The sequence below is a fragment of the Palleronia pelagia genome, assembly GCF_900110115.1.
In the GTDB taxonomy this organism is placed as follows: domain Bacteria; phylum Pseudomonadota; class Alphaproteobacteria; order Rhodobacterales; family Rhodobacteraceae; genus Palleronia; species Palleronia pelagia.
Genome location: NZ_FOCM01000003.1, coordinates 184,462 through 208,673 on the forward strand (window position 1 = coordinate 184,462; position 24,212 = coordinate 208,673).

Annotated in this window: 29 protein-coding genes; 12 read left to right on the top strand and 17 right to left on the bottom strand. The window is 65.9% G+C overall.

The features are described 5' to 3' along the window. The first annotated feature begins 7 nt into the window (after positions 1–7). The 4 genes from BMX96_RS07850 to BMX96_RS07865 are packed head-to-tail and all read left to right on the top strand — an operon-like array spanning position 8 to position 2,943. On the top strand, positions 8–664 hold the full coding sequence (locus BMX96_RS07850; protein WP_175481685.1) for a FliH/SctL family protein: 657 nt from the start codon (positions 8–10) through the stop codon (positions 662–664). After that, a complete protein-coding gene (locus BMX96_RS07855; RefSeq protein ID WP_084140522.1) occupies positions 654–1,064 on the top strand; it encodes a FliM/FliN family flagellar motor switch protein in 411 nt (136 codons plus the stop codon). The genes BMX96_RS07850 and BMX96_RS07855 overlap by 11 nt, the downstream gene beginning before the upstream one ends. Continuing rightward, the gene (fliP, locus tag BMX96_RS07860) at positions 1,064–1,867 is read left to right on the top strand and encodes a flagellar type III secretion system pore protein FliP (RefSeq protein WP_073126914.1); all 804 of its coding nucleotides are present in this window, start codon (positions 1,064–1,066) and stop codon (positions 1,865–1,867) included. The genes BMX96_RS07855 and fliP overlap by 1 nt, the downstream gene beginning before the upstream one ends. Positions 1,868–1,884: 17 nt before the next feature. After that, on the top strand, positions 1,885–2,943 hold the full coding sequence (locus BMX96_RS07865) for a flagellar motor switch protein FliG (protein ID WP_091844995.1): 1,059 nt from the start codon (positions 1,885–1,887) through the stop codon (positions 2,941–2,943). A 5-nt stretch (positions 2,944–2,948) separates the two neighbouring features. On the opposite strand, the gene BMX96_RS07870 is transcribed toward BMX96_RS07865, so the two are convergent. The 11 genes from BMX96_RS07870 to BMX96_RS07920 all read right to left on the bottom strand — a co-directional run bounded on the left by BMX96_RS07870 (position 2,949) and on the right by BMX96_RS07920 (position 12,812). Next, positions 2,949–3,773, bottom strand: coding sequence for a DUF1217 domain-containing protein (locus BMX96_RS07870; RefSeq protein ID WP_091844996.1), 825 nt, complete (start codon positions 3,771–3,773; stop codon positions 2,949–2,951). After that, positions 3,770–4,204, bottom strand: coding sequence for a flagellar biosynthesis repressor FlbT (locus tag BMX96_RS07875; protein WP_091844997.1), 435 nt, complete (start codon positions 4,202–4,204; stop codon positions 3,770–3,772). Before BMX96_RS07875 ends, BMX96_RS07870 begins: the two co-directional genes overlap by 4 nt. A gap of 3 nt (positions 4,205–4,207) precedes the next feature. After that, positions 4,208–4,612, bottom strand: a complete 405-nt coding sequence (locus BMX96_RS07880) for a flagellar biosynthesis regulator FlaF (RefSeq protein ID WP_091844998.1) — start codon at positions 4,610–4,612, stop codon at positions 4,208–4,210. A gap of 78 nt (positions 4,613–4,690) precedes the next feature. Then, positions 4,691–5,611: a flagellin N-terminal helical domain-containing protein gene (locus tag BMX96_RS07885; RefSeq protein ID WP_091844999.1), complete on the bottom strand. Its 921-nt coding sequence runs from the start codon at positions 5,609–5,611 to the stop codon at positions 4,691–4,693. Positions 5,612–5,722: 111 nt separating this feature from the next. Beyond that, positions 5,723–6,091, bottom strand: a complete 369-nt coding sequence (locus tag BMX96_RS07890; RefSeq protein ID WP_091845000.1) for a hypothetical protein — start codon at positions 6,089–6,091, stop codon at positions 5,723–5,725. Beyond that, the gene (locus BMX96_RS07895; protein WP_091845001.1) at positions 6,088–6,387 is read right to left on the bottom strand and encodes a rod-binding protein; all 300 of its coding nucleotides are present in this window, start codon (positions 6,385–6,387) and stop codon (positions 6,088–6,090) included. The genes BMX96_RS07890 and BMX96_RS07895 overlap by 4 nt, the downstream gene beginning before the upstream one ends. Before the next feature lie 19 nt (positions 6,388–6,406). After that, positions 6,407–7,507: a flagellar basal body P-ring protein FlgI gene (locus BMX96_RS07900; RefSeq protein ID WP_091845002.1), complete on the bottom strand. Its 1,101-nt coding sequence runs from the start codon at positions 7,505–7,507 to the stop codon at positions 6,407–6,409. 14 nt (positions 7,508–7,521) lie between these two features. Continuing rightward, entirely contained in the window at positions 7,522–8,601 is a 1,080-nt protein-coding gene (locus BMX96_RS07905; protein WP_091845003.1) for a flagellin, read from the bottom strand. A gap of 13 nt (positions 8,602–8,614) precedes the next feature. Next, a complete protein-coding gene (flgK, locus tag BMX96_RS07910) occupies positions 8,615–10,027 on the bottom strand; it encodes a flagellar hook-associated protein FlgK (RefSeq protein ID WP_091845004.1) in 1,413 nt (470 codons plus the stop codon). Positions 10,028–10,039: 12 nt separating this feature from the next. Next, positions 10,040–11,305: a flagellar hook protein FlgE gene (locus BMX96_RS07915; RefSeq protein WP_091845005.1), complete on the bottom strand. Its 1,266-nt coding sequence runs from the start codon at positions 11,303–11,305 to the stop codon at positions 10,040–10,042. An 85-nt stretch (positions 11,306–11,390) separates the two neighbouring features. Next, positions 11,391–12,812, bottom strand: a complete 1,422-nt coding sequence (locus BMX96_RS07920) for a hypothetical protein (protein WP_139210010.1) — start codon at positions 12,810–12,812, stop codon at positions 11,391–11,393. Positions 12,813–13,244: 432 nt separating this feature from the next. Here BMX96_RS07920 and flgF point away from each other — a divergent pair, with 432 nt between their 5' ends. From flgF to BMX96_RS07945, 5 genes are all read left to right on the top strand, one after another. Continuing rightward, positions 13,245–13,988 (top strand): flagellar basal-body rod protein FlgF, encoded by a 744-nt coding sequence (gene flgF / locus BMX96_RS07925; RefSeq protein ID WP_091845007.1) that lies wholly within the window; start codon positions 13,245–13,247, stop codon positions 13,986–13,988. An 18-nt stretch (positions 13,989–14,006) separates the two neighbouring features. Next, the gene (flgG, locus tag BMX96_RS07930) at positions 14,007–14,792 is read left to right on the top strand and encodes a flagellar basal-body rod protein FlgG (protein WP_073126945.1); all 786 of its coding nucleotides are present in this window, start codon (positions 14,007–14,009) and stop codon (positions 14,790–14,792) included. Then, positions 14,792–15,460, top strand: a complete 669-nt coding sequence (gene flgA, locus BMX96_RS07935) for a flagellar basal body P-ring formation chaperone FlgA (RefSeq protein WP_073126947.1) — start codon at positions 14,792–14,794, stop codon at positions 15,458–15,460. The genes flgG and flgA overlap by 1 nt, the downstream gene beginning before the upstream one ends. Continuing rightward, complete coding sequence (locus tag BMX96_RS07940) at positions 15,457–16,206, top strand: flagellar basal body L-ring protein FlgH (protein ID WP_091845008.1); 750 nt, start codon at positions 15,457–15,459, stop codon at positions 16,204–16,206. The genes flgA and BMX96_RS07940 overlap by 4 nt, the downstream gene beginning before the upstream one ends. A gap of 88 nt (positions 16,207–16,294) precedes the next feature. After that, on the top strand, positions 16,295–16,825 hold the full coding sequence (locus BMX96_RS07945) for a hypothetical protein (RefSeq protein ID WP_091845009.1): 531 nt from the start codon (positions 16,295–16,297) through the stop codon (positions 16,823–16,825). Positions 16,826–16,880: 55 nt separating this feature from the next. Here the strand turns inward: BMX96_RS07945 and BMX96_RS07950 are convergent, their stop codons facing one another. The 6 genes from BMX96_RS07950 to BMX96_RS07975 all read right to left on the bottom strand — a co-directional run bounded on the left by BMX96_RS07950 (position 16,881) and on the right by BMX96_RS07975 (position 22,562). After that, entirely contained in the window at positions 16,881–17,552 is a 672-nt protein-coding gene (locus BMX96_RS07950; protein ID WP_091845010.1) for a flagellar hook assembly protein FlgD, read from the bottom strand. A gap of 11 nt (positions 17,553–17,563) precedes the next feature. After that, positions 17,564–18,904: a flagellar hook-length control protein FliK gene (locus tag BMX96_RS07955; protein WP_091845011.1), complete on the bottom strand. Its 1,341-nt coding sequence runs from the start codon at positions 18,902–18,904 to the stop codon at positions 17,564–17,566. 15 nt (positions 18,905–18,919) lie between these two features. After that, positions 18,920–19,579 (bottom strand): hypothetical protein, encoded by a 660-nt coding sequence (locus BMX96_RS07960; protein ID WP_139210012.1) that lies wholly within the window; start codon positions 19,577–19,579, stop codon positions 18,920–18,922. 281 nt (positions 19,580–19,860) lie between these two features. After that, positions 19,861–20,835, bottom strand: a complete 975-nt coding sequence (locus BMX96_RS07965) for a flagellar motor protein MotB (protein ID WP_091845013.1) — start codon at positions 20,833–20,835, stop codon at positions 19,861–19,863. Positions 20,836–20,873: 38 nt separating this feature from the next. Next, a complete protein-coding gene (locus BMX96_RS07970; protein ID WP_091845248.1) occupies positions 20,874–21,317 on the bottom strand; it encodes a Ros/MucR family transcriptional regulator in 444 nt (147 codons plus the stop codon). A 159-nt stretch (positions 21,318–21,476) separates the two neighbouring features. Continuing rightward, positions 21,477–22,562, bottom strand: coding sequence for a hypothetical protein (locus BMX96_RS07975; protein ID WP_091845014.1), 1,086 nt, complete (start codon positions 22,560–22,562; stop codon positions 21,477–21,479). Positions 22,563–22,662: 100 nt separating this feature from the next. Between BMX96_RS07975 and motA the strand changes: the two genes are divergently transcribed. From motA to BMX96_RS07990, 3 genes are read left to right on the top strand one after another with little or no spacing between them, the layout of a single operon-like run. Continuing rightward, positions 22,663–23,529 (top strand): flagellar motor stator protein MotA, encoded by an 867-nt coding sequence (gene motA / locus BMX96_RS07980; protein ID WP_091845015.1) that lies wholly within the window; start codon positions 22,663–22,665, stop codon positions 23,527–23,529. Beyond that, the gene (locus BMX96_RS07985) at positions 23,526–23,777 is read left to right on the top strand and encodes a hypothetical protein (RefSeq protein WP_091845016.1); all 252 of its coding nucleotides are present in this window, start codon (positions 23,526–23,528) and stop codon (positions 23,775–23,777) included. Before motA ends, BMX96_RS07985 begins: the two co-directional genes overlap by 4 nt. Continuing rightward, on the top strand, positions 23,774–24,196 hold the full coding sequence (locus BMX96_RS07990; protein WP_091845017.1) for a hypothetical protein: 423 nt from the start codon (positions 23,774–23,776) through the stop codon (positions 24,194–24,196). The genes BMX96_RS07985 and BMX96_RS07990 overlap by 4 nt, the downstream gene beginning before the upstream one ends. Positions 24,197–24,212: the final 16 nt, after the last annotated feature.

Genomic DNA, 24,212 nt, shown 5'->3' on the forward strand with positions numbered 1-24,212 from the left:
TTCCGCCATGCGGCTCCAGAATTTCGACGAGGATCCGGCCAAGGCCGCGCGCCGCGCGTCCGCCGGCAAGTCCTACGACGAGGATGAAACCCGCGAGATGGTCCGCGCCGCCTACGAGCGTGGCATGCGCGAAGGCCGCAGCCAGGGTCATGCCGAGGGCCGCGCCGAGGCCGAGGGCGAGATGGACGCGGCCCTTGCCGAAAGCCTTCAGGCCACCGCTGCGCAACTGGACGAGCTTGCGCGCGGCGCGGGCGATCACCGGGCCGCGCTTGAGGCGCAGGTGCTGGAATTCACCCTGTCGGTCTGCGACGCGGTCTTCCCCGAGCTGGTGGCCAAGATGTCCGCCGAACGCGTGGGCGCGCAGGTGCGCCGGGCGCTGAAGATGGCCATCGGCAGCCAGGCCATCCGCATCCGCCTGTCGCCGCAGACCAAGGACGTGCTGGCCCGCGAGCTGGGTCACCGCATGGAATACTACCGCATCGAACAGGCCTGCCGGATCGACGCCGACCCGGACCTGGCGCCCGGCGACGTGCGCATGGAGTGGGACAGCGGTTCGCTGGAATACGCCTACGAGACCGTGACGGGCCTGATCCTGGAAGAGCTGCGCAAGACCCACGCCGCCAGCCAGGCCGCACAGAAGGAAAGGGGCAAAAATGGCCGCTGAGAAACCGGAAACCGATGAAAAGGCGAGCGCGAAGGACACGGCGGGGGCCAAGCCCACGGGCGCCGAGGCCGCCGTCATGCAGAGCCTGGATGACCATCCCGAGGCCGAGGGCAACCTGCCCGCGGTGATCGAGGCGGCCGCGCAGGACAGCCGCGCCGTGAAGGCGATGCTGAACGTGGGGCTCGAGGTGGTGGTCGTGCTGGGCTCGACCCGGATGCCCATCAACCAGCTGCTGGAGCTTTCCCGCGGCTCGATCGTCGAGCTGGACCGCAAGATCGGCGCCCCGGTCGAGCTGCACGTGTCCGAACGGGTCGTTGCGCGCGGCGACCTTGTGAAAGTCGGCGAGGACCGGCTGGGCGTCAGCCTGACCCAGATCGTCAAGGACCACGTGGGCGACTGATGCAGGCGCGCCTCGGCATAACGCTGGGCCTTGGCCTGGCGCTGTGGGCGGGGCCTGCCCTGGCACAGGACGCCGGCGGCTTGCTGCAGGACCTGTCCGACGTGCTGTCGGATGCCGAGGCCGGCAGCGACGACGCGGCCAACCTGTCGGGCCGTATCCTCCAGTTCATCGCGCTGGCCACGATCCTCAGCCTCGCGCCCGGGCTTCTGATCGTGATGACCAGCTTCACCCGCTTCGTGGTGGTCCTGTCGATGCTGCGCTCGGCGCTGGGCCTGAACCAGACACCGCCCAACATCGTGCTGACCTCGCTGGCGCTGTTCATGACGTTCTTCGTCATGCAGCCGGTGTTCGAGGACGCCTACGAGAACGGGGTCGAGCCGCTGCTGAACAACGCGATCATGGAGGAACAGGCCATCCAGAGGATCGGCGAGCCGTTCCGCGGCTTCATGTTCGTGAACACCCGTCCCGAGGATTACCGCCTGTTCCTGGACCTGACCACCGAGGAAGGCGCCGAGGCCCTGCCGATGCCCGAAGTGGCCGAGGACGCGTCGTGGCGGATCCTCGTTCCGGCCTTCATGATTTCCGAGCTGCGCCGCGCCTTCGTCATCGGCTTCCTGATCTACCTGCCCTTCGTGGCGATCGACCTGGTGGTGGCGTCGGTGCTGATGAGCGCGGGCATGATGATGCTGCCCCCGGTTCTGATCTCGCTGCCGTTCAAGGTGATCTTCTTCGTGCTGATCGACGGCTGGTACATGCTGGCCGGCAGCCTGATCGAAAGTTACGCGCCGCTGGCCGGCGGGTGAAGTAAAGGAGTTTCCCCATGTCGACCGCAGTTGCGACCCGCGCCGTGACCGAGCCGATCAAGCTGGGCAACCGGACGCTGAAGGGCCCGACCAAGGCAGCCATCGTTTTCCTGTGCCTCGGCGAAAAGGTCGGGTCCGAGCTGATGCGCAAACTCGACTCGACCGATATCGAGCTCATCACGCGGGCGATGACAAACCTGGGCTCGATCCCCTCGGAGGTCGTCGAGGCTGTGCTGGGCGAATTCATCGCGCGGGCTGCCGAAGGGTCGCGTGCGGTGGTCGGCTCGATCGCGTCTGCCGAGGCGATGCTGAAATCCTTCCTGCCCGAAGAAGAAGTGGCCAACATCCTCAGGAGCGCGGGTAACAAGCCGGGGGAAGGCGACATCTGGCGTCGCTTCGCCGCGCTGAACGAGAACGTCATCGCGAACTACCTGAAGGGCGAGCACGATCAGACGGTGGCCGCGATCCTGAACAACGTGGATACCTCTGTCGCGGCGAAGGTCCTGCCGCTCCTGGGACCCGAGCGAATGTATGACGTGGCCGAGCGGATGATCGTGCTCGAGCCGCTGACCATCCAGGTGATGCGCCAGATCGAGGAAACGCTGAAGGAAGACATCATGTCCGAAGGCACCTCGGGCAGCGCAAGCCAGAACCAGCAGCGCATGGCCGAGCTGTTCAACAAGCTCGACATCGCGGCGTTCGAGGACCTGTCCGAGCAACTCGACGCGCGCATTCCCGAGACGTTCGAGGCGATCAAGAAACGCATGTTCGTGTTCGAGGACTTCTCGCGCCTCCCGGCCACCGACCTTGCGATGGTCATGCGACAGCTCGATGGCGACCTGTTGCCGCTGGCCCTGCGCGGCGCGAAGAAAGAGCTGCGCGACCAGATGCTGGAATGTCTCCCGCAGCGGTCGCGCCAGATGCTGCTGGACGAAATGGCACAGATGGGACCGGCCCGCGGCCGCGACGTGCGCGCGGCGCAGTCGGCCATGATCGACACGGCCAAGACCATGGCCGACGAAGGCATGATCGAACTGCCGAAGGCCGGCGAGGAAGAGGACGAGTTCTTCGAGTAACGCTGCTAGCGATACCGGCTGGCGCTGCCCATCCGCTGTATCGCGTCGATATCGATCAGCACCGGTGCAAAGCCGTTGGAAAGGTTCACAGCGCCCTGCATCAGGGTCAGCGTGGGCGACGACGCGGGTTGAACCGGGTTCAGTGCGTCATGGATGGCCATGAACTTGCCCACCAGCTTGTCGACCTTCTCGGGATCCTTCAGGTCTTCGAGGTCGAACTTCGCCTTGAAGATGGAAACCTGCTTGTCGATGTCCAGCTGAACGATCTCTTTCGGCAGGCCAAGGGCGGTGCGCATGAATTCGGACACGTCGCGGTTCTTGAGCACGTCGAACCAGTTGTCGATCTTGCTCACGCGATTGCGGAATTCCAGCACGAGTCCGGCGCCACGGCTGCCCTCGTCGGCGTTGTTGATCAGCATGCGCTCGGCGAACCGGTCCACGATGCCCTGTTTCCAGTCCTCGCTCAGGACTTTGACGCTCAGCTGGGACTCGGGATTGAAGGCGAAGGCCTGGTGCAGTTCGCGCAGACGGGGATCGGTCAGCCGGTTCACCAGCGCTTTGGGGTCGCTGATGTCCGACTCCAGCATCTTGCGGATCATTGCCTTTCCGAAGATCTGATCTTCCAGATCGAAGGCACGCATGACGAAGGTATAGACCTCGGTGTCCTCGACGAAATCGGCAGGCGAGCGAATGTCGCCGACACGCTCCTCGAAGGCTTCGATCTGGCGCGCGTTCAACGCGTCGCGCCGGATCAGGTCAAGCTGTTGGGGCCGGGTGCTGTCGACCAGACGGACCGCCAGAGGCGTGCCGAGCCCCGCGAGCGAGATCATCCCGCCGCCGCGCGCCCGGGCTCTGCCTCTTTCGGCCGATGCACGGGTCCAAGTGCGAGAAGCTCGGCCTCGTAGGACAGGACCGGGCGAAGTTTCGACAGCGCCTTGTAGAAGTCGCCAGCCGAGACATGGGTGGCGGCTTCCATGATGTGGCCGCGGGTTTCCGCGCCGAAACAGGTGGCCAGCTGGGCCAGCTGCCGCTGGATCTCGGGGATCAGCTTGTCACGCGTGTTGGCGCGGATCAGGGCCGTCTGGACGAAATAGTAGGTGCGCGACACCGGCGTGGCGGCGGCGCTTTCGTCTATCAGGTCCTTTTCGCGGATGATGTCGGCGTGGTTCTCGAAGACAAAGCTGTGACGGCGGTCGCTGTTGCGGATCACGCAGCCGTTCACGACGACGCATTCGCGGGGGCGCAGGGTGACTTTGAGCATGACTCAGGCCTCCTCGAGCTTGGCGGGCGCCTGTCCGGCCAACCCTGCAATGATGTTCGAATTGACCTCGACCAGCGCGCCGATGCGCGCCTCGCCGGCCAGGGCTGCCTGACTCTGACGGTCGACCCACAGCGAGATCGAGATCAGCTGCGCCTTGAGCGCGTCGGGAATGGTGTTGCCGGGCGTGGCAAGATCGTTGCGAAGTGCGGCCCAGATGGTCTGGTTGCGCTGCAGGGCGTCGCGCAGGCCATCGGCAAGGATCGCGAGGCGATCGGACTTGTCAGTGGCGGCGTCGAATTTCTTGGCGTGGCGCTCGATCTCGTGCGTGGCCTGCGACAGCACGCGACGTTCGACCTGGCGGGGGGATTCGCTTTCGCGGATCGTTTTTTTGTAGGCAGCGAGGCTCATTCTGATCCCAACCCTTTATTTCTGTTCGCTGGTCCGACGTGAGCCGGCCCGCCCAGGGGGCGGGCCGGACCCTGTGTCTTAGCGGAACAGGCTGAGGATGTTCTGCGGCGCCTGGTTGGCAATCGACAGCGATTGCGTCGCCAGCTGCTGCTGAACCTGCAGCGACTGAAGCCGTGCGGCTTCCTCTTCCATGTTGGCATCGACCATCGCGCCGACACCCGCGTCCAGATTGTCCACCAGGTTGGTGAGGAACTTCTGCTGGGTCTCGATCGCCTTTTCGGCCAGGCCCAGATCGGTCGCCGCATCGATGGCGCTCGACTGGATTGTCTCGGCCGACGCCAGGGCGCCGTCGAGGAAGGCCGCACCGGTGGTTGCGTTGCCGCCGTTGGTGGCAAAGCCCGTCGCGATCAGTTCGAAATCCTCGGCCAGGACGCTCAGGTCGACGGTGTCGACATCAAGCGTCGTGGTGGCCAAAGAGCCCGAACCACGCGACACACCGGTCACGATGGTATTGGTTTCGGTCACGCCGACGCCGGCCGTCACCACACCGGTGGTGGCGTCGATGGTGCCCGCGGTGCCGACGGTGCCGGCAGAGTTCACGTAGTCCGACCCGTTGAACGTCGACTGGCTGATGGTCGTTTTCATCTGCTCGACGAGGTTCGTCAGTTCGGCTTCGACCTCTTCAAGGCCACCTTCTGCGCCTTGCGCGAACGCCACACGCTCGACGAATTGCGTTGCAAGATCCTTGAACGAGTCGGCGCCTAGGCGTCCGGTCGCGATGGAGTTCTTGGTCAGCGTCAGGCTCTCGTTGATCGCCTTGTACATCGAGCTGTCGCCCTTCATCGTCTCAGAGATCGAGAAGTACGACGCGTTATCCTTCGCCGAGTTTACCTTCAGACCGGTCGAGATACGACCTTGGGTGTCATTCAGGTTGCTGTTGATGTTGCGCAGGGTCGACAGCGCAGACATGGCGGAGTTGTTTGTCAGGATAGAAGACATGGTAGTTACCCATACTATTCTTAGTATTTAATGCCGTCCTTCTGACAGCTGCGGAATTCTTTCCGCTACGTTCGCAGTTTACTAACCTTTGTGGCCGGAATTGGACCGCATTTAGAAAACTTTGTTCATCCCCGCGCCGGGTGCGGTTTTTTCGGCACGCTTTTTGCCGGTTGGTCCGTATTTTCCATTGATTGTCAGGGCTTTGCGCGCCTCGATCACTTCTTTCGCGGCGGTGCCGGTGGCCTCCATCGCGGCCGTCAGTCCGACCGCGTTGCGGTCGAGCAACTGACGCAGGCCGAACAGTCGGTCACGGCTTATGGCGCCGGGATTCTCGGAAAGGGCGTTTTCCAATTCCGCGCCCTGAGTTTCTTTTTTCTGGCGTGTTTCCACCAGCGTTTCGAAATCGCCCCGCTCCATCGCCGCGATTTCGCGTTTCAGTGTCGTCTCCAGCGCGTCAAGCGCGCGTCCCGCGCGGCTCATGTCGCACCGCCCTGGCGGTAGCGGGCGATGGCGCCCTCGATCTGCGCGGCGATCCCGGTTCCGTCGCCGCGGGCCATCTCGGCGCCGATGGCGTCGGACAGGAAACTGCGCCAGGTTTCCTCGGCGTGGCCGCCGCCGAACGTGCCGGTTTTCACGGTCGCCATCATGCTGTCGACCATCTGTCCCAGCATCATGGCTTCGAATTCGCGCGCGGCCTCGCGGGCCGCCGGATCGACCGGGGCCGGGGACGCGGACATCCGCGGTCCGGCGATAGATGTGATGTTGCTGAACTCCATGGCCCCCGCCTTTCCCGGCTCAGATGATTTCCAGATCGGCGTGCAACGCGCCCGCCGCCTTGATCGATTGCAGGATCGAGATCGTCTCGGTCGCGCCGACGCCGATCGCGTTCAGCCCGTCGACCAGCGCCTGCAGGCTGACGGACCCGTCGATCACGGCGAACTTGCCGAGGGCCTCTTCCACCGAGACCGAGGTATCGGGGACGACCACGGTCACCCCGCCGATGCTCAGCGGTTCGGGCTGCGACACCTGCGGAGTCTCTTTCACCGACACGGTCAGACCACCCTGGCTGACGGCCACGCGGTCGATCCGGACGTTGGCGCCGATGACGATAGTGCCCGACCGCGCGTCGATGACCACGCGCGCGACCTGGTCGGGCTGGACCATCAGCGGCTCGATGCTGGCGATGGTTTCGGCGATGTCGGCCTTGGGCGCGGTGTGGATCTGTACCGTGCGGCTGTCCAGCGCGCGTGCGGTGCCCGATCCAAGGGAGTCGTTGATGACCTGCTCGATGCGTTGCGCGGTGACGAAATCGGGATTGCGCAGGGCCAGTTTCACGCGGTCCAGTTCGGCGAAGGCAAAATCGACCTCGCGTTCCACCGTGGCGCCGTTCTCGATACGCGCGCCGGTGGGCACGCCCTCGACGATGGAGGCATTCAGCCCCTGCGCCGCGAAGCCGGCCACGGCGATGGGGCCCTGGGCCACGGCGTAAATCTCGCCATCCGCGGCGCTCAGCGGCGTGACGATCAGCGTGCCGCCCCGCAGGGAGGTGGCGTCGCCCATGGACGAGACAACCACGTCGATGGTCGACCCCATGCGTGCGAAGGGCGGCAGGTTCGCGGTGACCATGACGGCCGCGACATTTGCGGTGCGCATGTCCTCTTCGCTGAGGTTGCCGATCCCCAGCCGCTCGAGCATTCCCTCGATGGCCCGCTCGGTGAAGGGCGAATTCCGCAGGCTGTCGCCGGTGCCGTTCAGTCCCACGACCAGGCCGTAACCGACAAGCTGGTTCGACCGGACGCCTTCGACGGTGACGATATCCTTGATGCGGACCTGCGCCTGTGCTGGCGCGGTCCCGGCGACGAGGGTGACGGCAAGGGCCAGGAGAAGGCGGATCATGCTCAAACCTTTCGTCACAGGAAGTTCAGGAAGGACAGGCGCGACAGGCGCGCGGTGACGGCGTAGTTCGCCTCGAGCTGGCTTTGCAGCAGGGTCAGACGGCTGGCGGCGTCGTATTGGTCAACGCCCTCGATGTTCTGGCGCTCGCGCTGCAGGAAGGCGCCGCGCGTTTCCTGGGCGTCGGCGACATCCCCCACGCGGTCGCGGCGCAGACCGGTTTCGACCTGCAACTGCGCAACGCCGGCCAGCCCGTCGGACAGGGCGCTGGTCGCCTCTTCCATCCATGCCGCGTAGGCGTCGGGGTCGGCGATCTCGGTCACGTCCACAGCCGAGACCATGGCCAGGCCGCGAAGCAGGTTGCGCATCGCCGGATCGTCGGCCTGAAGAGGCTGCGACAAGGTCTCGGTCTCGGACAAACGGAACGAGAGATTGGGGTTGACGTTCCCCGCGCCATCCTGCTGCGGCGTGCCGTTATAGAAGGTGTTCTGGAAATTATGCGCGGCGGTCGCCGACGTGCCGTCGAATGCGGCCCTGAGGGCGTCGATCTTGGCTTGCGCGTCCGCCGCGTCGCCGATGGCGCCGCCGGTGATGTCGTCCAGAACCGATTGCGGTGTGACACCCGAGTTGGGAGAAACATCGCTCCAAGGCGTCAGGGGCACCTGGTTCGTGGCGGTTCCGGACAGCGCGTAGCTGCCATTGTGGCGGATGGCCGAGGCGTTGGTGATCGTGGCGATCGCCGCTTGGGCGATGGTGGACAATGTCCGCGCTGTGGCCTCGGGCCGGTTCACCGAGAAGACGGCGATGTCCATGACCTCTTGACCGGCCTCGCGGATCGACGCCAGCGAGGACTCGATCTGCTCCAGCCGTCCGTCGAGCACGCGGTTCTGGACCAGGAAATTCTCGTTCCGCTCCAGCTGCGTCCGGATGGCCAAAGCGTCGGCGCTGCGTGCGCCCAGGCTGTCCCAGGGGTCGGACCGCAGACCGGTCGTCACCTCGCGCGAGGTGGCTTCGATCTGGGTCGTCAGTTCGGCCGCGATCTGGCGCTGGCGCAGCGACGTAAGGGCGGTCGGAACGGTGCGGGCGATTTCTGCCATCTCACTCTTCTCCTCAGAACGCGGCCAGAAGGTCGTCGACCATCGAGCTCAGTGACGACAGGACCTTGGCGTTGGCGGAATAGGCCTGCTCGATCTCCAGGAGCTTCTGCAGTTCCTGGTCGACATTCACGCCCTCGATCTCGCCCCGCGCGGATTCGAAGGCGCGCAGGGACACGGTGGCCTGCTCGGCGTCGGCGCGGGCGCGGACGCCCACCTTCTGCTGATCGCCGACCATCGAGGCCGCATAATCTGACAGTCTCTGGGGTGATCCCAGGCCAGTTTCGGGCGCAACCGCGAAGGGCGTGTCGAGAGCGCGGATAAAAGCGTCAAGCTGGGCCGCGTCGCCCGCCGGGCCCTGAGCCGCCGCCCCCATGCCATCGCGCAAACGCCAAAGCGCTCCGCCCGTCTCGGGGCGCACGGCGTCGTTGACGGCCAGCCGTCCCGCCAAACCGTCCAGATTGGCGGCGTTGAAGGCATTCCCGCCATCCGTGAACAGCCCCGCGGCCCCGGCACCAAGCGACTCGTCCGCGTCCTCGAACGCCTGGACTAGGGCCGACGCCATCTCGTCGAGTTGACGTTCCATCTGGGGAAGATCTTCGCTCAGGAGGGCAAGGTTCCCGGCAATCCCGCCGCTGGAAAAACCGCGTGCGCCGTCGCGGGCCGGGGTGATGTCGATATCGCCCGCCATGATCGTCAACCCGACGAAGGAGACCTCGACCGCATCGGTCTGGACCAGAAGCTCGGTGCCCTCGCCGGTCTGCACGTTCACCCGTCCCGTCGCGTCGTAGCGGGCCGTGATGTCCATGTGCTCGGACAGGCGCGACAGCTCCAGGCTGACTTGGTCCATGATGTCGGGTGACGACCCGATGCTGCTGCCCGGAGTGATCTGGGCGTTCAGCTGTGCCAGTGTCTGCAACGACCGATTGACCTGTTCGACGCGGGTAAAGGTGTCGTCGCGGGTCGACGCGCGGACCTGGTCGAGGTTCATGGAGGCATCGTTCAGCGACCGCACCAGCCCGTCCGCCCGGTTCAGCACATCGCGCTGCACCGATGTGTCGGCCGGGTTGTTCATCAGCAGGTCCATGCCGGCGGTGAAAGTCGATAAGCGGGCCGCGGGCGACAGGGCGTCGTTCGGTTCGCCCAGGCTGGTCAGATAGCTGTTCAGCATTTCGGCCCGGGTTTCGTGGTAGGACACGTCCGACTGGGCCGACCGGCTCATGCCGACCAGACGCTCGTCCACGCGGCGGACCACCTGCACATCGACGGTGCGTCCGTCGCCGCCCGCCCCGACCGAGGTTTGCTCGACCCCCCGGCGCACATACCCCTCGGTCTGTGCATTGGCGATGTTCGCAGACACCAGGCCGGCGCGCAGTTCGGTTGCGCGCAGCCCGGATTGCGAGATGAGGAGAGAGGACGAGATGCTCATTCAGTTTGCCTTTTACCGCTTGATACGCAGGGTCTCGTCCAGCATCTCGTCGCTGGTGGTGACGATCTTGGCGTTCGACGAATATGCGCGCTGGGTCTGGATCAGGTCGGTCAGCTCCTGCGCGATGTCCACGTTGGAGGATTCCAGCGCGCCGCCCTCGATCGTGCCCGCGGTGCTGCCCGCTTCGGCCAGGCGCAGTGCGCCCGACGCGATGGTCGGAGAATAGGCGTTGCCGTTGACCGACCGCATCAGGTTGGGGCTGGTGACCTGGGCCAGCGGGACCTCGAAAAGGGCGCGTCTCTGCCCGTTGTCGAACAGCCCGTAAAGAACGCCGCCGTCGCCCATTTCCGCCCGTACGAGGCTTCCGGTCGCAGCGCCGTCCCCATCGAAATCGGGCGCGGTGTAATCGCCCGAGAACTGGGTCAGGCCCGTGAATGTGCCCGGTGCGCCGAAGTTGAGTTCAATCGTCTGCGGCACGGCTCCGTTGGCGATCGTGATGGTAGCGACGCCCGTGGCGGGGTCGATGGGCAGGGTCCCCGCCGTATAGGTCGCCGGCGCACCGGCCAGGGCGCCGCTGTCCGTGAAGCTCATGCTGGCGGTGCCAAAGTCGGTGCCGTCGGCCCCGGTCACCGTCATCGACCACTCGTTCGCGTTCGCCGTGGGCTGCCACGACAGCGATAGCTCATCCGACCCGCCAAGCTGGTTGACGTAGCGCATGGTCGACACGAACGGATCGCCTGGCGTGGCAAGCCCCGTTGTCTGCGCGGGCAGGTTGGCCCCGATGTCCACGCGATTGGTCGCCGAGCCGGGGGTCTGGAACTGTCCGACATTCACCGTGCTGAGGCTGGCCACGCTGTTGCGGTCCACCGCGCCGACTTCACCCTGGGCGTCGGTCTCGAACCCCGAAAGGTAGTATCCGGCCGAGTTCACGAGATTGCCCTCGTTGTCGGGCTGGAAGGACCCGGCGCGCGTCAGAAAATAGTTCGACTGGATCGGATCGTTGGGCTGACGCGACACCACGAAGAACCCTTCGCCCGAGATCGCGAAATCGGTCAGCCGCCCGGTGGCCAGCAGGGTACCGTTGCTGTCGATCTCGGCCCGTTCAACCGCGCGCACGCCGGCCTGGGTGTCGGTGGTATTCTGAGTGACGAAATCCGAGAATGTCCGGCGAAAACCCACGGTGTTGGCGTTCGCGATGTTCGACGAGATCTGGCTGGTCTTCGACGAGTTGGCCGACAGGCCGCTGACGCCGGTTTGCAGTGCGTTCGAGATGCTCATGATTCGTTATCCTTGCTGGTCTTGAGGAAGCGACCCGTGGATGGCCTGAATGTGTCGTTACTTTGGATTCTTTGCGCGAGTGACTTCAGGGCCGCACCCCGTCGGTGAGGGTGGCGGCCGCGTCGCTGGCCCGCGCTGCGCGCTCAAGCGATGCCAGCGTGCCGGCGTTCGACAGGACACGGCGCGCGGGGTCTTCGGGGGGCGCCAAGGCGCGGGTCAGGCTCTGGGCGATCTCGTCCCATTCCGGTAGCTCGGTCAGTTGCGGGATCTCGGCGCTCAGCCGGGCCACGGTATCGGGTCTCTCGCTGCGATAGGCGGCGATCATCAGGCGCACGGCGTCGCGAAATGCGAAGCTGTCCGGGCGCGCATCCCAGTAGTCGGAATAGAGACTGTGGGCGGTTTCGAAATCTTCCGCCTCGAACGCGCGTTCGGCCCGAGTCCGCAGCGCGCGGGCGCCGCCCTCGACCGGGGCGATGCCGCCACGCGCGGCCAGTTCGCCCAGCAAAGCCGCCAGATCGGGGTCGTTGACGGGAAGGGGCAGAGCCGACGCCAATTCGGATGCCGCGTCGATCCGATTGCTTTGCAGGTAGGCCGCAAGCTCGGTCCTGATCAAGGCCCGTGCAAGCTCGGGCGCGGGGTCCATGGCGCCAAGCTCCTCGGCGACAACCATGAGTTCGCGCAGGTTCCGGGCCTCGCGCGCGGCGGCGGCTGTCATCCCGCGGTCGAGAAGGATTTCGGCCAGCCGTCCCGCATGGGCGTGGAACATGCCGTCCAGTCTCCACTCCGCTTCGATACTGCTGTGCCCGTCGAGAAATGCACTGAGCCCGATCTCTCCGCTGGCGCCCGCCCCGTAGAAGGCGGCGACCATGGTTTCGGCCCGTGCGCGCGTGTTGTTGCGCACCGCCGGATCGTCGAAATCACGCAGGATTTGCGCCAATGCGGACAGCGCGCCCAGCGGGTCGCCCGCCTCGCGCGCGACCTCGGCCAAAAGGGACAATCCGTCCAGCGCGACCTCGTCGCCGCGCCAGGCCCAGCGGATCTGGTCCAGAAGGGCACGCTGCTGATCCGGTGCCAGAGTTCCGGTACTGCGACCCAGGCGAACCAACGCGATGCGGGCCCGCTGGGCGTCGGCATCGTCGCCCCGCGAAGCGCGCAGGTAACCTTCGAAAGCTGTCAGCGGATCGTCGCGAAGCTCGGCCACGCGACCGAGCCGCAGCCAGTATCCGGGCTGATCGGCAAGTGCCGGGATGTCAGGGTATGCGGCGGCCAGCGCGGCGCCCGTGTCCCAATCCTCGGCCGCGATGGCGATGTCCAGGAGCGTCGGCAGAACCAGGGACCGCAGCTCGACCGGCAGACTGGGCAACGAGTCCTGCGCGGGCTTCAGAAGTGCGCGCGCCGCGTCGGTGCGCCCCATCTCCTGCGCTGCGTGGGCGCGCAGGGCCGCGGCGTCATCCCATCCCTCGGTCGCGTCGAGCAGGGCGGCATCATCCCGGTCCCCATCCAACATCGAAAGCGTAGCGTGAAGGACCGAAAGCCGGGTCTGCGTGTCCGCCGGCAGTTTATTATTGCGCAATTCTTCTACAATCGATCGCGATTCGGGAATCATGCCGCGGGACAGGTAGAGTTCGGCCAGCCCGACCATCGGCTTGATCGCGTCGCGATCCCCGTTCAGATCACTCAGAAGGGCGCGCTCTCTATCGAGAAAATCAACGTTTCCAGCGTCTTGTAATGCGATGGGTCCGGTGGGCGCGGGCAGGGTCACGGCCCCCGCCGGAAGGGCCGCCCATGCAAAAACACAACATGCCAGACGCATAAACATATCAGGACGATTTCATTTATTCTTGAATTCGTCTAGGGATTAATCCATGAATTGAAGGACAGTGTTGCAATTAATCCTTGTGATGCCAGTCCGACCGGGTGCCGGCGCAGGAGGCCTGCAATGAGCGAAACAAGTTACGTCGGTCTGTCCCAGCTGCGTGTTCTGCAACGCAAGCTGGACATTACCGCGAACAACATTGCCAACGCGAACACCGCCGGATTCAAGGGTGAACGCCCGGTTTTCGAGGCGGTCGAAGGCACGCGGGCCACGGGCCCTTCGGACACGCCGTCCAGCTTCGTGCTGGACCGGGGATCCTATATCGACACCTCGGCCGGCGCGATCATGCGCACCGACAGCCCGCTGGATATCGCGCTGGGCGGCGAGGGCTGGCTGCAGTTCCGCACCCCCGAAGGCGAACAGGGATTCGGCCGCGACGGGGGCCTTTCGCTGGACCCCGAGGGCACGCTTGTCACCAGTGCAGGGGCTCAACTGCTCGATGCCGGCGGCGCGCCGATCGTGGTTCCGCCGGGCGCCGGCCAGATCTCCATTGCGCGCGACGGGACGGTGACCACCCAGAACGGCAATGCGATCGCGCGCGTCGGCGTCTTTGACGTGCCGGACATCCAGAGCTACCGCCGTCTCGGCAACGGCGTGCTGGTGCCCCCGGATGGCGGCGCCCCCCAGGCCGACGAGTTGGAGAACCCGGTGGTTCTGCAGGGGATGCTCGAGTCCTCAAACGTGAACCCCGTGCGCGAGATGACGCGACTCATCGACGTGCAACGTGCCTACGAGCGCGCGAACGCCATGATCGACAATGCCGACAACCTGCAGCGCGACACGCTGCAGCGCATCGGCCGGTCGTAACCAGGAAGGATCGACAGGATGAAAGCCCTTGGAATCGCAGCCACCGGCATGATGGCCCAGCAGACCAATGTCGACGTCATCTCGAACAACATCGCCAACGCGAACACGACCGGCTTCAAGTCGTCGCGCGCGGCCTTCCAGGACCTGATCTACCAGTCCATGGAGCGCGCCGGCGCCGCCACCTCCGAGGCCGGCACCGCCCGGCCCATCGGTGTCGATATCGGCCTGGGCGTGCAGACGGCAGGCACCGTGCGGCTGAACACCCAGGGCGGGCTGGTGCGCACCGACAACCAGACGAATATCGCCATCGACGGGCAGGGGTTCTTCGAGATCGAGATGCCGGATGGCACCCCCGCCTACACCCGCGACGGCACCTTCCAGCTGTCCGCCGAAGGTGAGTTGGTGACGATGCAGGGCTACCGCGTGCAGCCCGGGATCGTCTTCCCCGAGAACACCGTGTCGATCGAGATCAACGAGGAAGGCACCGTCCTGGCCTACGAGGACGGGGATCCCAACGCGATCGAGCTGGGCCAGATCACCATGGCGAACTTCATCAACCCGGCGGGCATGCGCGCCGTGGGCGACAACTTCCTGCTGCAGACCGAGGCCTCGGGCGAGGCGCAGGTCGCGGTGCCGGGCGATCCGGGCTTCGGCGTGCTGCGACAGGGATTTGTCGAGTCGTCGAACGTCGACGTGATCCGGCAGATCACCGATCTGATTCAGGCGCAAAGGGCCTACGAGATGAACTCGAAGGCCATCGAGACCGCCGACCAGATGCTGAACGCCGCGAACCAGGTGCGGTGATGCGGCTGCTGACGATCCTCCAGGTCGCCATGGCGATCCTGCTGCTGCAGGCGACCGGCGCCTTTTCGGCGCCGCTGGAAGTGCTGATCGAGGAACGCGCGCGCCAAAGCTACGGCGCCGAGCTGCACGAGGCCGGGCAGTTTGCGATCACCGTCAAGGATCCGCCGGTCGAGGACGTGGTCATGCTGGCCGACTTCTGGATGGATCCCGTCACCGGGCAGTTCCTGACCAACGCCGTCTTTCCCGACGGTGACGTGCGGCGCCTGTCCGGCCTCGCGCTGATCACCCTGCCGGTTCCGGTGCCCGTGCGGCGTATCATGCCGGGCGAAATCGTGACCGAAGCCGACCTGGACGTGGCCGACATGCCGCTGGGCCGTGTCGGCAGCTTTGCCGTCACCGACCGTGCCGCGATCGTCGGGATGGAGGTGCGGCGGATGCTGTCGCCCGGACGACCCGTGCAGGTCCAATCCGTGATCGAGCCGCGCGTCATCGAACGCGGCGACCGCGTGGAAATCAGGTTCACCGACGGCGCCCTGTCGCTTACCGCGCCGGGCCGCGCGCTCGCCGATGCTCATCGCGGGCAGGACGTGCGCATCGTCAACCTCGTCAGCAACAAGCCCGTGAACGGCATCGCCGCCGCAGAAGGCATCGTGGAGATCGTGAGATGAGTCCCAAGACCCCCCTGTTACTGGTCTGCCTGCTGGCGGGATGCTCCGCCGGACAGCATTTCGGGCGCGATCCGCACACCTCGGACCTGGTGCTGTCGCCGCAGACCATGCCCGAGGTCGCGCGCGTCTCCGTCCCCATGCCCGAGGCGGTGCAGGCCCCCACGCCCGTGGGCGCGGCGCGTGCGTCGCTCTTTGCCCGTTCGACCGACAGCCTGTTCTCCGACCAGCGGGCGGACGACGTGGGCGACATCCTGACCGTCATCATTTCCATCGACGACGAGGCGCGGCTGCGCACCGCCTCGGACCGTGAACGCGGCGGCAGCGCCTCGGCCGGGTTCCCGACCTTCTTCGGGCTGGCGGGACGGATCGCCGAGCTTGTCCCCGGTTTCGACGATCTGCCCGCCGGCGAGGACGTGATCGAGGTCGGGGCGCGGTCTTCGGCTTCGGGCGAGGGGTCCATCGCCCGCAACGAGGAGATCAACCTCAAGGTCGCCGCGCTGGTGGTGCAGAAGCTGCCGAACGGCGCGCTGGTGGTCGCGGGACGCCAGGAGGTCAAGGTCAACAACGAACTGCGCGAGCTGCGCATGGCCGGGATCGTCCGGCCCGCCGACATCCGCAACGACAACACGATACCCTATGAGCGTATTGCAGAGGCGCGGATCGCCTATGGCGGGCGCGGGGCCCTGTCACGGACCCAAAGCCGCGGCTACGGAGAGGACGCGATGGACATAGTCTTGCCCTATTAATTCGTCCTTCCGCCACCGGATCTGACAGGATCCGCCGCATTGATCGGCCACCTTCGTCGCCACACGCGACCCAGGGGGCCTTTCTCGCATGAAATTGACGATCGTGATTCTAGGCGTCCTGGGCCTGTCGCTGGTCGGCGCGGGATACGGTGCCGCGACCGTGCTGGCCCCGCCGCCGGCCGAAATGGAATCCCACACGCCCGAGGCGGATGAGACCCACGCGACCGAGACACCCAAGGAAGAAGCGCACGGTCCCGAGCCCGTCGCCTCCAAGGACAGCTACGAGGTCGCCCAGGATCGCCTTCTGGTACGGATCGGCCAGGTGAACGTGCCGGTCCAGAAAACGCGGATCGTGTCCTACGTGGTGGCCGATATTGCCCTCAAAGCCGTTGATGCCCGCGCGGCAGATATTCTGACCCGGGTCGAATCCGCCGTCCGTGCGCGTGACGTGATCCTCGCCGAGATGCACGCCCTGGCAGAACGACCGATCCTGCGCGGCGTCAATATCGACGACCGGGCGCTGGGGACCGCGCTGACCGAAGCGCTGAAGCCCGAGTTCCCGGGCGTCGAGGATGTGGTCTTCGTCAACCTGCTGAAGCAGGACGTGCCGCGGATGTAATCGAACCCGCCGGGTTCAGATCCACCGCTCCGATATCTGCAATTCGTGGTGCGGCCTAGCGGACGCTGCGCACGGCGAGGGAATTGACCTGTGCGCCTGTCGCAAGGTGCAAAGAGGCGCCGGTTTGCGCGAAGCTGACACCTTCGACGCGGGTGCGCGCCAGCGTTTCCGACGAAACCTGCGCGCCTTCCGAGTCCAAGGCCGTCAGTTCGACCCTCAGACTGCCCGGGGGCACCGGAAGGCCCTGGCTGTCGCGCCCGTTCCAGGTCAGGTCATGGATTTCGCCCGCATTCGCGGCGCCGAGATCGAGCTCGCGCACGAGGGCGCCGTCCGACGCCAGGATTCTCGCGGTGACCGAAGCGGCATCTTCACCAAGCTCGAAGGCGGCGCCGAAACCCGCTTCGTCCAAGGTCGCCGTGTCCGATGCGACCAGCACGTCGCGGCCCATCAGATCGAGATCGGAGCGGGCGGTGGCGCCTTGGAGCTGTTCTAGGACGGCTTCGAGATTGCGGTTGGTGGCGACGCCCTGCTCGACCTGGCTGAGCTGCGCCAGCTGCGACACGAACTGGGTCGAATCCATCGGTTTCAACGGATCCTGGTTCGAGATCTGCGCGGTCAAAAGGGTCAGGAACTGCTGATACTGTTCGTCCAGCTTGTCCGATGCCTTCTGAGCGGCGGTCTGGGACGTGGCCCCGGCACTGGCTTGGGTCGCTGTGCTGTCGATCATCGTCGGCTCCTTCAGGTGAGGATATTCAGGCCGCGCGCGGAGGGGATGCGCGCGACGGGAGACAGTGTGTCTTCGGGCGCGGCGGGATCACTGCCCAGCACGGCGGCGTCGCGGGTGAACGGCCCGTCGCGGTGGGGTGTCCCTTGACCGTTGCCCCGGTCAAACCCCTGAAAATCAAGGTCAGCGGCGTCGGTTTCCAGTCCGCGCGCGTGAAGGGCCTGCATCAGCGCGTCGCGGTCGTTGCGGATCATGGCGAGCACCGGGGCCTGCTCGGCGCGGACGACGATCTGAAGGCGGCCGGCTTCGGACTTGGCGATCTCGATCTCGAGCTCGCCAATGCCGTGGGGGCGCAGTTCGATGCGCATCTTGCCATCACCGATCTCGGCCGAGCGGATTTGGCGCGCCACGTGCTGTGGCAACTCGGGTGAGGGTGCTGTCGGTGTCGGGGGCGCCGGAGCCGTGGCCTGCGTCGGGAGCGGTTGCTGCGGACGGGGGGCGAATTCGGACGGCGGGAGGGGCGCGGGTCCTCCGTCGATCGGCGGCTGGGCTGCGGCACCGCCCGTGCTCTGTTGGGCCACGAATTGTGCAAACCCCGTCGGCATGGCGTCGGACTTGGGTGCAGCAACCGGCATAGGCTGTGCGCCCTGCGGCATAGGCTGTGCCCCGTCCGGCGCAATCTGTGCAGCCGTCGGTGCGGATTGTGCAGCGTTCGGCACGGGGTGTGCACCGGCTGTCGGCTCTTTGGTGGACACCTGCACAGCGACCGGAACGGTCGATTGCGTGCCGGTCTGTCCCGTGGCGGCTTGCAGGGCGAGCGGGCTTGAGGCGGCGACCTGGGGTCTGCCGGTGGCATCCGACCGCTCGGGGCCGCGCGGGGCGACGGGCGCGATACCCATCGGGGGCGAGAACGCGGTGGGCGTCAGTGCGGCGAGTTTGGGCGCGATGAGCCGGGTCAGTGACTGGGCGAGGTCCGTGCCTTCGGGCAGGGACAGCGCGCCGGTGACCTCGGCCTGCACGGATCCGTCCAGCGCCGCGATGGCCGCGGCAAGCTGCGTGCCGAGCGTTTCGGCATCCGGCACTCCGCCATCGCCCATTCCCTCGATCCCCGCAAAAACCTGCTCTCGCAATTGGTCGAACAGCTCGGTGGGCAGGGCCGACAGCACTTCGGCCAGCATGGTATCTAGCGCGTCGGAGTCCGTCTTGGGAGTGCCGGTCTCGCCGGTCGTCGTGCCCTTCTCGGCGGAGCCGGCCACCCCGGCCACCAGAGCGTCGAATCCGGTGGCGGCCTGGGCGATAGTATTGCCGGACGGCCCGCTTGCCGCGTTGCCCGCCGTGGGGGAAAGAATGTTCATGCGACGCTCACGGCATCAGTTGATCCGGGACCGGGCATCCCCATCCGCCGGGCTGCGGTTTGCCATGGCATAGCGCGTCGCGATTTCGGTGCTGAGGTCCTGGAACGACAGGCGCGCCCGGCTCGCAGGCAGCGACGGACGCCCACGGGCCGCATCGGTCCGCGGTGCGTTGCCACGGACGGTTCCTGCGCGCGACCAATGGGCCCGGAACAGGTCGGACATGCCCTTACAGAAAGACACCGGATCGAGCCCCAGCGCGCGGGCGGCGGCGCCTTCGGCCTTGAGCGCATAGAGAGACGCAAGCTCCATCAGCACGGCATCGCGCCGGGCCGCCGGAAGGGGCGCGCGGGCGACCATGGCGATGGCGAGCTCCGCCACCGCCTGGCCTGCCGCGTGGGACAGATCGTCGATTGCAGCCTCATGGCGGATCAGAATGACGGCACCGTAGGGAACATCGACGTCCAGCTCTTCGGCAACGGCGTCGCCCAGCGTGATGCCCGACACCAGATTCGTGTCTTCGGACAGGGCGCGGGGTTGGGCCATGGTATCGTCGATGGTCAGCAGCACGCAGTTGACCGGCACGAAATGGGAAAGAAGCCGATCAAAGGTTTCCGCCCGGCACGGCGCACACGGACGCACCGCACCATCCCACAGAGCGTGGAGAAGGGTTTTCATTGTCATTGTGACCGCCTGTATGGTCTGCCTTTATGCCGCGCCTTATTTTTGTTCTGACGCGATTGCTCTGAACATGGCGAAATGCTGCCGACAAATCCAACCATTACGAGCGGGTCTTTACCTGACGCGTCGAAAACGTTGCGACTTTGTCACGGGCGACCGGAAAGACGGCGGCCGAGAAACGATTTCTGTGTATAAATCGCCCGGGAAATCCAATCACCTTGCGAATTCACGCGCGCCTTTCCAGGGCCTGTACACTCACTGCGGCGCGCGAAGTCCCATCAGTTGACGGCGTTGGAGATCCGGATCGAGATTCGGCGGTTCTCGGCTGCGAAGGGGTCGGCCAGGTTGGCGGGCTGGGTCGCGGCCACGCCGCTGACGCCCCCGATCTGCGTGACATCGACACCGGCTTCGATCAGTAGCCGCCGCGCCACGTTGGCCCGGTCGGCCGACAGTTCCCAGTTCGAGTAGCCGGAGCCGTCGCCGAACTGCGTCGCATCGGTATGACCGATGATCTGCACCGCGCCGTCTTCATCCGCCAGCGATTCGCCGATCGCCAGGATCAGCGCGCGGGCGTCGGGGCGGATGTCGGATCGGCCCCGGGCGAACAACGACCGGCGCTCCACGTCGACGACCTCGACGATCATGCCGTTCCCATCGCGGCTGAGTTTCACCGACGCCGCCAGCTCCTCGGGGAGGTCGGCCTGTTCCAGCCGTTCGAGGATCTCGGTGCGCATCTGGTCCAGCCGTTCTTCCGCGGCGGCCTCGGCCCGTTCGCGGGCTTCTGCCTCGGCCTGCTCCTGTTCGGTGCGGCGATTGCTTTCATCCAGCATCTGGGCGGCAGGGTTGGCGGGATCCTCGCTCGAGGGCAGGTATTCGACCACGACATCGGGCGGCGTGTCGCGCATCCGGCTGTCGAAGACGCGCAGGGGCGAGCCCTCGCCGAAAGAGGGCCCGGCGCGGCCGCCATCGGCCGGCCCGCCATCCAGCAGCGCCCCGGGTGACACCATGGGGCGCAGGTCCGACCCGTCCCCGGCGGCCTTGCCGGTTTCCGACACGGTCGGCGTGAAATAGTTGGCCAGCCCGCGCAGCTTTTCCTCGTCGGATGCGGCGAGGATCCAAAGCAGAAGGAAAAAGGCCATCATCGCGGTCATGAAGTCCGCGTAGGCGACTTTCCAGCCGCCACCGTGGTGACCTTCGTGCCCGTCTTCCTCGACGCGCTTGATGATGATCGGGGCGTTCGTTTTGTCAGGCATGACGGCGGCCTTTCACTGGCACCGGCTGGACCGGCGTGTCAGGAGGCGCTGCGGCCGCTACGCTGGCTTTCGCGCTGGTACGTGCCGAGCCCGGCCTTGCGGGCATACTCGGCCTTGCGCTCGGAATAGGACGGCGCAACCAGCGGCATCGACGCGGGCAGGTTGAACGCCGCGCGGTATTCATCCTCGGTCATGTCGTGCTCGGCGCCCAGGTGCCGCTTGAGCATCTTGAAGCCCTTGCCGCAGCACAGGCAGTAGATCTTGTCGTTGGTGACGGACTGCTCGACCGGCAGCGCGGGGGTGCGCGGGATCGCGAGGCCCGCGGCGGCGGGCTGGGTCACGGCCGGTTGCGCCGGGATGGCGGTGCCGCCACGCAGGCGATGCACGAATTCGATGATCTGGTCTTGGGTAACATCGCTGCGCTGGGCGTAGCCCGCGGCAATGATCGCGATACAGTCGTCGCTGAGGGGGGAAATGGACATCAGAATGCCTCCGATAGACGATTGATCATGCATTCTGCAATCATGGGTGCCGGAACACCGCGCTGCGATCCGTTTCGTTCTTGTAGGACCGCATCAATACTTGATCTACTCTACAGATATTCTTGTCCGTTTCAACTTAATCTTGCCACTATTTTCCGGTTACCGAGTTTGTTGCGCAGTGAACACGTCAAGCCCGGGCGCGCGGCCCGACCAGAGCGACCCGTCGGCGTCATCGGTAACGGTGTGCGCGACCATCGCGCTGAGAAATCCGGTGGCGACAAGGCTCATCGCCGCGAGAAACGGCACCCGCAGGCCGTGGCCCAGGCGGCGGGTGACGGCGCGGGCGCCGTGGGGCAGGGGGAAGCCCAGCGGTTTCGACGGCGTGACGAAGAGGCCTGACTGCAGCACGGCCACCCGCGCGCGCCGGGGGGTGTCCGTTGCGAAGTCGGCGGGGAACAGCTCGGCCGGCATGTCGATGGCGGTAAAGCGCAGGTCGGTGCTGCCAAGCGCCGCGGCGGGGACGTGGATCGACCCCAGGTCGTCCCGGAGCATGACGTCGCGGACAAGGTGCGGAACGCCGTTCGACGTGTCGCTTTCAAGGCGGATCCGTTCGCCCACGCGGCGCAGCGTGGCGCGCAACTCGACCGGTGGGGCGGGCGGCGCCGGCGGTGCGGGCGTTTCCGGCGCGGCAGTTTGCGGCGCCCGGTATCCCTTGGGCGGTGACGGGGACGTAGGCGGGACCGGGCTGCGCCGTTCGGCCAGGGGGAAGATCTTGCGGACCGACCGGCGGGCGGACAGCGAGCGGGACCCGTGCGACGACGGGTCGACATCGGCACAGACCTCTTCCGGGTCGAGCCCCTCGTCCCGGGCGAAGCGGAAGTTCAGGTCGTAGTCGACGGCGCGCTCCAGCAGGTCGGCGTCACGGCTCAGGATCCGCAGCAGGGCCGATTCCTGCGAGAACAGCAATGACCGCTCGGGGAAGCCATCGACCGCGGGGTTTGTCTCGAACCCGCCCATGGGGCGGTCCAGAACCCGGGCGATGCGCGCCAGAACCGTGTCGGACTCGTCCTCGTGAAACAACACGAATTCGCACGTGCCCTCGGCATCCAGGCAGACGGCCAGGCGGATGTCCTCGGGCCAGTCGCGCGCGGCCTGCGCCACGTCGGCCGGATCGTAGAAATAGGCGAACGCGTCCAGGGGGTCCTGGGCATCGCCCTCTTTTCTTGCAGAAACAGCACTATTCATAACGGTGCCCTTCGTTTTGGCCGATTTATTCTTGATTTATCCTTCTACATCAAGATTTTTATCTTCAGAACCGTCGATCACATGGACAGGCGCTGCACTTATGACACTCATCCTTGGAATTCTGATCGTGTTCGGCTTGGTCTTCGGTGGCTTCATGCTGTCGGGCGGCAAGATGGACATCGTTATTTACGCCCTGCCCTACGAAGGGATGATGATCGGTGGCGGGGCCATCGGGGCCTTTGTCATCGCCAATTCGTTCGGGGTGGCCAAGCAGTCGGCCAAGGGCATCATCCGCGTGATAAAGGGGCCGCAGTGGAAGGCGCAGGATTACAACGACCTGCTGAGTCTGATGTACGAGCTGGCCCGCGTCTATCGGCAGAAGGGCATCGTCGCCATGGACCCGCATGTGGAGGACCCGCACAGCTCGGAGATCTTCCAGCGCTATCCGAAGATCCTGAAGGATCACTTCGCCATCGACCTGATCACCGACAGCTTTCGCATGGTATCCATGCAGTTCGATGACCGTTACCAGATGGAAGACCTGGTCAACCGCAAGATCAAGAAGCACCACCACGAGAGCCTGGTTCCGGCGAGCGCGATCCAGACCATGTCCGACGGCCTTCCCGCCATCGGCATCGTCGCGGCGGTGCTGGGCGTCATCAAGACCATGTCCTCCATCGACCAGCCGCCCGAGGTGCTGGGCAAGATGATCGGCGGTGCGCTGGTTGGTACCTTTCTGGGCGTGTTCCTGGCCTATTGCATGGTCGCCCCCATCGCCGGGCGCCTGAAGCAGATCGAGGAAGAGGACGGCGCCTTCTACGCCGTGATCCGCGAAGTGATCGTGGCCATCGTCTCGGGCCATCCGCCGTCGGTCGCGGTCGAGATCGGGCGCGGCAACATCCCGACGGTCAAGCAGCCCGACTTCTCGACGGTGGAAGAGGCGCAGCGCGCCCTGCCGGCGGCGTGATCCGCGCGGCCGTCCTTCTGGTCCTGTTGTCGGGCGGGGCGGCCTTCGCCGCCGCGCCCGAAGCGCCGCCGACCGACGGGACCGATGCGGCCGAGGAAGACGCCGCACGGGGTCTTCCCGCGTCGATGCGCAAGCACGGCGTCATCGGGCATATTCCGTCGGAAGGCGATTACAACATTCTCGACCCCGGCATCCTGACCGACATGCGGTCGGCCCTGATCTTGCTGGGTGAAGGCGCGGCCGAATGAGCCGCAAGCGCGGATCGGGGCTCGAGACCCTGATGCGCCTGCGTCGCCACCGGGTGCAGGAGATCGGGCGCGAGCTGGTCGATCTGGACGCGGCGATCAGGCGGCACGAATCCGACAAGCGCGCGCTGGCCGAAACCCGCTTTGAACGGGCGGACCAGGATCTGCCCGAGGCCGCCCGGTTCACCGCCGATTTCGTCCGCCACGCGGGTGAATTGCTGCGCGCGCAGGAAGCCGAGATCGAGAAGCTGGAAGAGACCACGCGCGAGGCGCAGGCGCAGTTGCGCGATGCGTTCATCGACCTAAAGCGGATCGAGTTGACGCACAAGGCGCAGCAGGCCCGCGAGCGGCGCCAGCGCGACCGCCGCGAGACACAGGTGATCGAGGAACAGACCCTGATGCGCTGGGGCCGCGACGATTGAGCCGCGGCCCCGGGAA